This window comes from Microseira wollei NIES-4236, from assembly GCF_020521235.1.
Lineage (GTDB): Bacteria > Cyanobacteriota > Cyanobacteriia > Cyanobacteriales > Aerosakkonemataceae > Microseira > Microseira wollei.
Genome location: NZ_BLAY01000267.1, coordinates 1 through 9,002 on the forward strand (window position 1 = coordinate 1; position 9,002 = coordinate 9,002).

At 42.4% G+C, this 9,002-nt stretch carries 7 protein-coding genes and 1 pseudogene; 3 read left to right on the forward strand and 5 right to left on the reverse strand.

Annotation, left to right across the window (positions count from 1 at the left end; translation table 11 throughout):
* A pseudogene (locus tag MiSe_RS44990) lies at positions 1–199 on the reverse strand (hypothetical protein); the annotation flags it as partial.
* Positions 200–800: 601 nt separating this feature from the next.
* Here MiSe_RS44990 and MiSe_RS44995 point away from each other — a divergent pair.
* From MiSe_RS44995 to MiSe_RS45005, 3 genes are all read left to right on the forward strand, one after another.
* Positions 801–3,359 (forward strand): 3-keto-alpha-glucoside-1,2-lyase-like domain-containing protein, encoded by a 2,559-nt coding sequence (locus MiSe_RS44995; RefSeq protein ID WP_226593174.1) that lies wholly within the window; start codon positions 801–803, stop codon positions 3,357–3,359.
* A 190-nt stretch (positions 3,360–3,549) separates the two neighbouring features.
* On the forward strand, positions 3,550–3,834 hold the full coding sequence (locus tag MiSe_RS45000) for a hypothetical protein (RefSeq protein WP_226593176.1): 285 nt from the start codon (positions 3,550–3,552) through the stop codon (positions 3,832–3,834).
* Between the two features lie 144 nt (positions 3,835–3,978).
* A complete protein-coding gene (locus MiSe_RS45005) occupies positions 3,979–5,916 on the forward strand; it encodes a LysM peptidoglycan-binding domain-containing protein (protein WP_226593178.1) in 1,938 nt (645 codons plus the stop codon).
* A gap of 701 nt (positions 5,917–6,617) precedes the next feature.
* On the opposite strand, the gene MiSe_RS45010 is transcribed toward MiSe_RS45005, so the two are convergent.
* From MiSe_RS45010 to MiSe_RS45025, 4 genes are all read right to left on the reverse strand, one after another.
* The gene (locus tag MiSe_RS45010; RefSeq protein ID WP_226593181.1) at positions 6,618–7,319 is read right to left on the reverse strand and encodes an IS4 family transposase; all 702 of its coding nucleotides are present in this window, start codon (positions 7,317–7,319) and stop codon (positions 6,618–6,620) included.
* Positions 7,294–7,890, reverse strand: a complete 597-nt coding sequence (locus tag MiSe_RS45015; RefSeq protein ID WP_226593183.1) for a hypothetical protein — start codon at positions 7,888–7,890, stop codon at positions 7,294–7,296. The genes MiSe_RS45010 and MiSe_RS45015 overlap by 26 nt, the downstream gene beginning before the upstream one ends.
* A 437-nt stretch (positions 7,891–8,327) precedes the next feature.
* Positions 8,328–8,540: a transposase gene (locus tag MiSe_RS53375; protein ID WP_226593188.1), complete on the reverse strand. Its 213-nt coding sequence runs from the start codon at positions 8,538–8,540 to the stop codon at positions 8,328–8,330.
* Positions 8,541–8,767: 227 nt separating this feature from the next.
* The coding region (locus MiSe_RS45025; protein ID WP_226593186.1) for a PEP-CTERM sorting domain-containing protein at positions 8,768–9,002 on the reverse strand (235 nt) is incomplete at its 5' end.

Here is a 9,002-nt window from a genome sequence, read left to right on the forward strand (position 1 = left end):
GAGGGGAACTGCCTAGAGTGAGAGCGCCCCCATCGTAAATAGCTATGTTCCCGCCATAATTAAGTCCTGGTGAGTTGGACTGATCGACTAACCAGACTTCAAAAGGAGAGGCAGCGATCGCTGGCATTCCAAATCCTACACCGAGCAGGATTGAGACGATAGATAGAGAGTATGGACCCAGTGCCTTTAATTTCATCATATTTCAGAATTTGCCATCAGGACTTTCCAGGTATTTCTTTAATCAAAAGATTATCTAACCCTGTCACCAATGACAAGTATTTCTGTGTAATATTCATCAAAAAAAGTCAAATACCAGGAACCCCTGTATAGGCTGTATTAGCGATCGCTCTTCTTCCTAAAAACCGTTCCTTAACCCTAGATTCAAAATAAATCGAGTTAAATCTACCTAAAGATATAAACTGAATAACAATCTTATCCATCTAAATATATAGACCAAAATGCAACTTTAGATAGAAAAAAAATCTAGTTTAGATTGCAATAATTAGTTAGATTGCGCTGTCGCTAGGCTAGGAGAGCCTACAGGATAAATCCAAACGTCCAGCCATCAAGCTTTCTTGCAAGTATTCTTTTCCATTGTTCAGCTTAAAGTGCATAAGTCGATTTTGCTGACACCCATTAAGAATACAGAAGCTTAACTTCCGTTTTGCAAACCGATAGAGCTTCTGCTGGCATAGACAGATTTTTGTCAATGGGTAAGCAATCAAAGGTTCTGCGTAAATCCAACAGAAAGATTGCGCTCAAGTTTTTGTGAAAACAAATCACGCTCAAGGAGAATTTTCATGACCTTGAACAGACTGATTGATTCAGGACAGCCCTTGCCAACACCAGATGTGCAAAGAACGACATTCTCAATGGATGCGATCGCTCGTTTTGTTTGCAATACCTGGGAAGAAATCCTCGCAGCACAAGCAGGTGGTAAGTTCGACGCAGTGATAATCGGTTCGGGTATGTACGGCGCATATTGCGCTTCCAAGCTGTTTGAATTCGGCGAGGAATTAGCACAGCAAAACAAACCGCGTATTCTCGTCTTAGAATCCGGACCATTTCTGATTAGCGAACATTTCCAAAATCTCACCAGGGTGGGTGGCTTGTTCAACATCGCCAACGAAACAATCGTTGAAGATTCGCAGAAAAACATCGTTGAACTAGATAGTTATTCCAATCACCATAAGTTCAACAAACATCAACGTTGTGTTGGTGGTAAGTCGTTGTTCTGGGGTGGTTGGACGCCAAGGTTGGTTCAAGAAGATTTGCAGCAATGGCCCGCCGAGGTAACTGACTATCTACTGCTCAAAGATAAAGCTGACGGCTATGAATTCATCGAGCGGGAAATTGGTACCAAGCCCACTGCCGACTTTATCAACGGCGAACTATTTGACATCCTGAAGGGACGGGCAAAAGATGTCCTACAGCAAAAGAGCGATCGCCTACCATTGCTCAAAGAAGTGCTAGATCCACCAATCGCAGTGATGGGTCAATCGCCCGGTTCCGGTTTGTTTAGCATGGACAAATTTAGCAGTTTACCTTTGCTGCTGGATGCAATTCGTCGGGACAACGATAACACCAACAGCAATAATCAAAAGCGGCGGTTATTCCTAGTCCCCAACGTCGAAGTTCTCAAATTAGAAACCGTTAACGGCGTTGTTACCCAAATTGTGGTAGCAATTAAAGATCCGTTCGATCGCGACAATAAAAGTCTTGCCCGCGTGGTACGTCTCAATCTTAGCCCTAGAGCCGTAGTAGCGATCGCAGGTAACACTATCAACTCAACCCGACTGGCGTTGAATTCATTTCCACGCCCTCAACAATTGGCACCGAATTCAGAATTGATGGGACGAAACTTGATGGTTCACGTCCGGGGGAATTTCATCTGGAAAGTAACTCGTGCTGCTTTGGGCGTTCCTAACCAACTAGACAACGAGTTACAAACAGCCGCATTGCACGTCAGAGGCACAACAAAAACCCAAAAGGGACCCGGACAGTTTCACTTTCAATTTTATGCAGCACCAAGCTTAGATGACCCAGCTTTTCCGGGCGCAAAAGGTAATGCGGAAGAGTTCCTTTACCGCATGATTCCAAACTTTGATGAATACTACCGAATTCTCGCAGCCCAAACTAAAGGCACGATGGAGGGCAAAATTGTCCTTAGTATTCGCACCTGCGGCGAAACATTTGGCGACAAAACTAGCCCAATTGGAACTAACAACGTTAGTTGGATCGGTGTCAATACATTCGGCGGTACAGGCGATGATGTTTACACTAACGGGGAAAACCTGCGCGTACCCAAAGTTTTTGTAAATTTGGTAGAAACGCCAGCCGATAAAGAAGTTCGCGTTGCTCAGGCACAAGCTGCTTTTGCCTTTATTGAGACATTAAGTAATCAGCCACCAGGATCTGCCACGCAAACCAATCCCAACGCGCCGATTGAGTTTATTATCAAAGAAGGCGGAGAAGATGGTTTAGGCACTACCTATCACGAATCTGGCACTCTCTGGATGGGTACAGATTACACCCAGTCAGTCACCGATGTTAATGGTCGTTTCCATCACGTATCCAATGCTTACTGCATAGATCAAGCGATTTTTCCCACCGTTGGTTCTGCGAATCCTGTACCTACAGGACTAGCTTTATCTCGCAAGATTGCTCGCTCAATTATTGAACGCTACACCGAAGTTGCGAATGTTAGCGACGAACCAGGCTTTGAAACTCTTTATCAGGGCAACTTCAAGGCAGATGGTTGGGAAATTTCCACATCAGGTAGCCAAAACTTCTTTGATGTTCAAAATCAGAGTATTCCAGTGTTGGGTGCAGGTGTTGCCGATAAGAACGTTGGACTTGGCGTTCTCTGGTTTACTCGGAAAAAATTCAAGAATTTCATCCTGAAGTTGGAGTGGAAAGCCTTCGAGATTGAAGCCAATTCTGGGATTTTCCTGCGAACGCTAGAACCCAAAGTTCTTGATGATAGTTTCTATAACTCCGCCACGGAAATCCAAATCGACGAACGCGGCTACGACTTTGCCAATAACATCTACGGTAGCCCCTTACATAAAACGGGTGCAGTTTACGAAGTTTTTCCAGCACAAAAATGGGCTGCTAAGGCAATTAGCCTTCGCAATTCCGGCAAACCAGGCTACTGGAACAGCTATGAAATCAAGGTGCAAGGCAATCAAATTGAGGTCAAAATCAACGGTCATTTAGTCAGTGCAGGTACGTTTCCAGAACTCCTAGAATTTGCCGCTCCCAGTGACGGAAAGAAGAAACGTTCTGAAGGTTTCATTGGTTTGCAGTGCCATACCGAGGTTGTTCAGTTCCGCAACATTCGCATCAAGGAACTGTAACTGTATTAGACCTCTCTAGAAAATAAATTCAAGGGCAGGCAGGATGCCTACCCCACAAGAACTTTTGGAGAGGTTGGAACTCGTTGGAACTCGTTCCCAGGTTCAACCTGGGAACGACAACTAGAGGCTCTGCCTCGCCTGTCTGCTGGTGCAAGATCTCAGGAAAACCAAAATTAGGACAGCGATAATCATGAGTAACGAAACTGCCGCACGGCAAGATCTGTTAATTGCAAAGTGTGTTGAAGTTGCTTCAACAGTACTCACCGATCAAGAAGCGATTATACAAATCCGTCGTTGCGAACCCACATTCGGCAGGAACTACACCAATCATTACAAAGTTTATTTGGCAACTTTAGATCCAAGTGGACTCAATCCAATTAATCAGCGTTGTGTAGTTGTAAGCATCACCTCGAATATGGATTCTGCCAAGGTAGAGCCTTCTTTGAGTTGCGATTCAGTCAAAGATTTGGATTAGAACTATAGTGCGATCGCGCTATAAAACAATTCCCAAAAATCAATCATCCAAATTGTGGGCTGGGCGACACGAGCAGCCTCTCAATGATCGGCCTTTCCTGCCCATCCCACAAAAGAATCATTTCAATTATTCCAGGAGTAGACAATGCCACTAGATCTCGAAAAAAACTTTCAACCAATCGACCAAAACGACCAACAGTATCAAGATGTGCTTCAAGACTTGCAAGGCAACATTCTCAAAGGACATGGAAGAGAACACTCTGTCCACCTTTTCTTGACTTTTCCCAATCCCCTGAACAAGGACAAAATTAAAGCAATCAAGCAAGCGATCGCTCAAATTGCCCAAGATATTACATCAACTAAGAAACAGTTAGATGATGCTGATGCCTGGAGGAAGGAAGGACGTGATGGTGGCGTATTTGTACACTTCTCTTTATCTTCATCAGGCTACCGAAAACTAGGTTTCCCTGATTCTAAACAGCCGAAAAGTCCCAATCTTCAGAATAGAAAAAAACCTGAAAAAACCACACTTAACAATGACTACGCTGATGTTTTCCAAGAAGGTATGAAGACGCGCCAATATGCACTTCTAGATCCACCAGTTAGCGCTTGGGATCCAGGATATCAGAAGGAAATTGATGCATTAGTAATCATCGCTGCTAAGAATTTAGCAGATGTTACCAAAAAACAATCAGAAATTACTAACAAGCTGAAGGACGCTACGGTAGCCAATGTCGAGCCAGGTATCGTACTGCGTCGCAATTTTAAGAATACTAACGAAGACCAAGTTGTTGAGCATTTTGGCTTTACGGATGGTATCGGCGACCCGCTCTTTCTCAAGAAACATCTCGATCGAGAAGAAGGCAATCTCGCCAAAAATCTTTTCAGCGCTCGACTCAATCTTGTTCTGATTCAAGATACCTTTGGAACTAAAAATGTTAGTTTTGGTAGTTTTCTTGTCTTTCGCAAACTCGATCAAAATGTTCAAGGATTCAAAAAGGCGGAAGTTGCCTTGAGTCAAAAATTGGGGATTTCTCCTCAGCAGGCTGGTGCAATGGCAGTGGGACGTTTTGAAGATGGCACACCACTTGTTGTTTCCAAAAAAGACGGGGGTAAGAACCTAAATAACTTTGACCATTCTAAGGATAACTTAGGACTAAAATGCCCATTCCAGGCACATACTCGCAAGACCAATCCCCGGCTGGAATCGGTCAACAAACGCGGGTTTTTTGCTAAAACCAAAGAAGAGGAGCTTGGACATCGCATTGCGCGGCGTGCAGTTAGCTATGGTCTCCTCAGCGACTTATCTGGTAACCCCGATAACCTGCCTGCGGGTGGTGTTGGGTTGCTATTCATGTGCTACCAGTCGGATATCTGGGAACAGTTTGAGTTTATTCAGCGGTTCTGGTCTAATCATCCCAGATTTCTTGAACCCGATATGTCCAATTCCCGCAATGTAGAAAATAAAAATTACGACAGAACAGGATTGGATGCAGTCAGCGGTCAAAGCCAACCAAATCAGAGCGACCCACTGATTAAAAAAGTGCCGCAGCCAGCGCAGAACTGGTTAAAAGAGCGGGATCAACCAACCAAGAAAGCCGATGTAAACTTTGCCAACTTTGTCACACTCAAGGGGGGTGAATACTTTTTCTCGCCAAGTATTACTTTCTTGAAGAATTTGCCCAACCTACCTGAAGATTTCACTCCACGACCAATTCAAGAACCCACACCTGCCAAAACATACGTCGTGCGATCGGGTGACGATCTATCTTCGATAGCTCAAAGAGCTTACGGAAATGAAAATAGGTCTGAAGACATTTACGAGGCTAACAAAAATGTAATTGGATCTAACCCTAATTTGCTCGTACCAGGGCAGATACTTTACATTCCATTACTTCCAGAAAACAACACACCCATACCTGGGCAAACATATGTTGTGCAAATAGGTGACACGCTATTTCTGATCGCCGAGCGAGCTTATGGAGATGGCAATTTGTACCAACGAATCTACGACGCTAATCGAGATACGATCGGACCCGACCCGACCTTAATTCAACCTGGGCAGACACTTGTTATTCCATAACTGGAAGACAATAGACTCTTGCATAAATGCCCTTACCTAAAACGGGCTGTAGAGACGTTACGCTGTAGAGACGTTACGCTGTAGAGACGTTACATGTAACGTCTCTACTTAAACCCCTTAAAAAGGGTTGAAAATTATTACCATTCCGTTGATTTTTACAAGAGTTCTATTGTAACTAAAGTTTAGACTAACCGCGCTTAAAAGTGCGGTTAGTCTAACCTCCTAATGGGATTTTTTACTTACTTATTCTGTGCCGAATATTGGAGATATATTGCAAAAAACAGTTTGATTTATTTAAATATAGTTAATATTTATTTTATAAAGTTTACTATAAATCGATGCTTTGCGTAGTTGAGGTAGAGCCATTATCCAACAGGTTATTATCAAGTGATTCAAGGAATCAAAAAGGATTTATCATCCAAAATGCAGAAATTGTATAGATCAATAGTTGGGAAAAATAAATCAAAAGGTAGAGATTATATTTGGCAAATTGCCTTAACTTTAAATAGGGGGCGAAAGAAACCCAAGCTGAGATTGAATCTAAACTCGAAGAGGTGACTTTCTCTTGACAACACCAATTAATTTAGGAGAAAAACAATGGCTGAAATGATTGTTTTTGCCGATTCCAATTTTCGAGGAAGTTCAGGTAGCTTTACCCAAGACTTGCCTAATGTCGGAGATTTCAGGGGGCGACAAGCCGCCTAGAATGGTTGCTGTATAAGCTTTATAGCCCTCAAGCCCTGTTGATAAAATCTGCGCTTATTGCGAATACAAGCAATTAATTCCTCTACCCATTCTTGACACTCATGAAAGGCGACTATCCAATTGTGACCATATAAACCAATCCAAAAGTTGCTGTGTCTTTTCCTATTTATATGGCCTTCTTGGAGCCTACAAATATATGCTTGTTTTCCTTGAAAAACAGTTCTTTTTCCTTGTAACCATGCGGCTGTCATTGCCAAAGCAATTAGTAATATTAATCTTACTAACCTATCAGGAGAAGCTTTGGAATCTTCCAGATTATACCCCCCTGTTTTACAATCTTTAAACATGGCCTCTATGCCAAAACGTTTACTATAAGCTGACAATGTACTTTGGCAATCATCAAGATTGGTTAAAAGGTACAGAGGTTCATCTTCTTGTTTTCCCTTATATCTTCTTTTCCAGTAAACAGTTAAATTAAACCGGACATTGCCTTGATTTTGAGTCCAAATTATATCCCGATAAAATCTTTTTATGCCTGGTTTTATTTGTAGGCTTTTTAAGGATTGAAATTTTTGTCTTTTTTGGCGGAAAGTTGTGTCCTGTTTTTGGCGAAATACAAAGCTCAAGTGCTGACGCTGTAACCACTGTGCTAGTTCAACACTATGGAATTCTCTATCGCCAATGATGACTAATATCATGTCCGCGAGAGATCAGTTGTGTATAGTTGATTGTGCGAAAAAGCGTTTTTTCTCCCCCAGCTCCCCCATCCCCTTTGCTCCCCCAGCTCTCCAAACGCAACCGATGCAACCGGACACGATATAATTTATACCTTCTTAGTAAACGGATAACCGGGCGTAAAACTTTTTGCTGTTCGGCCAGAGAACTCGCTCCATCTTTGTTCAACAATTCCCAAAATATGGGGAAGGCTCGCTTCTGATAAATAGCACTTACCATCAACACATTATTTGCTTGCCATTGAGTTCTATCTAGGGCTACTATCAGTTCCTTTCCTGGTTGTATTTGTCTAAATAAAATCTCTTGAATTATCGGAAACCACAGCAGAACTACGCTCAAAGCATTCAAGCTTAAAAACCGCTGCAAGTGGCGACGACGACTATTTTCTTGAATTGGTAGTGGAAAGGTTGCTGCGAGTCTTTCTATTTTTACCTGTTTTTGACTCATAAGCAACCAGACTAGCATATTTAACGTAATTAATTGTGCTTTCGTGAGATATTTTTCCAGAATTGTCTGGTAGAATGCTGGCAGCATATATTATTAGTTTTTGTTGCGGTCTTGTCAGATTAGCGAAACCGTTCTTTTTTACCATAAAACCAGGATTAAACAAGGGTATATTTTTAGCCATCATAGTTTATTGTCAATAAGCAAGTTGTTTGAGCAACTTTTGCCCAGGGGTAAAACAGCCAAAACCATTAGCCATCAAGCGTTCAGGGGCGCTTGTCGCCCCCTGAACTAGAGCGGTTTGAAAAATTAGATGCGCGACAGCTTATTAGTTATTACCTTCTCCTCGCTGAGTCGAGTGCTAATTTTTTCCTCAACTGCCGAAATAGGTCAAATACCTGTTTAAATTCCTCGTTTAATGCGTGCATTACTGCTAATCTTGGACACACCTCTTTGACTTAATTTAATGTCAATTTTGGCTTTACATTGAGTAATGTTTGCGTTTTAAATAAGACATATTTACATATTTACTGCCTTTGGTATGGGCTAAAATCCGGGCTTGTTTCGGCAGCAGCAGGTATAGTTAATGCTGATTGTCTGCCAGCTACTCTGGCTGCATTTAGCTCTGAATTGACAATTTTTGTGATGTGAAATATGTCTACTCTAATGTCAGCATTTGGGAAAAATTTTGGATTAATTTCCTTATAATTTCCGTACATATCGATGCTGACATTCTCAATCTGACCCGGAGGATTCTTAGGAGTTTATTGCAACTATTACTACTTTTTGGTAAATCAATTTAACAATACTCTTGGTTCTGTGTTTACCTAATATTTTGTAAGGGGTATGACAATGGAAAAAAAAGGTTAAATTACATTACTACAGGTTTTGGGATCAAATGATCCCAAAACCCTCTGCAACAAGACTTATGGGCATCGGAAGTTGCGCCGCTCATGGCAACTTGCGTCTAAAGTTTGTCCGTAACGCTGATAGCTGATTTCTGCTTCTGTTGGCGCTGCAAAACTGAACCTGCGCCTAGAGTGCCGAGGGCGAGGAGGCTGAGGGTAGAAGTAGGTTCGGGAACGCGCTGCATCTGCCGGACACGGATTCCATGTCCATCTGCTCGTTCAATACCTCGATCTATGTTGCTAATAGGAATGACTCCTTTTATCAGTCCTGTTTTACCCCCTTCTAGGACATCA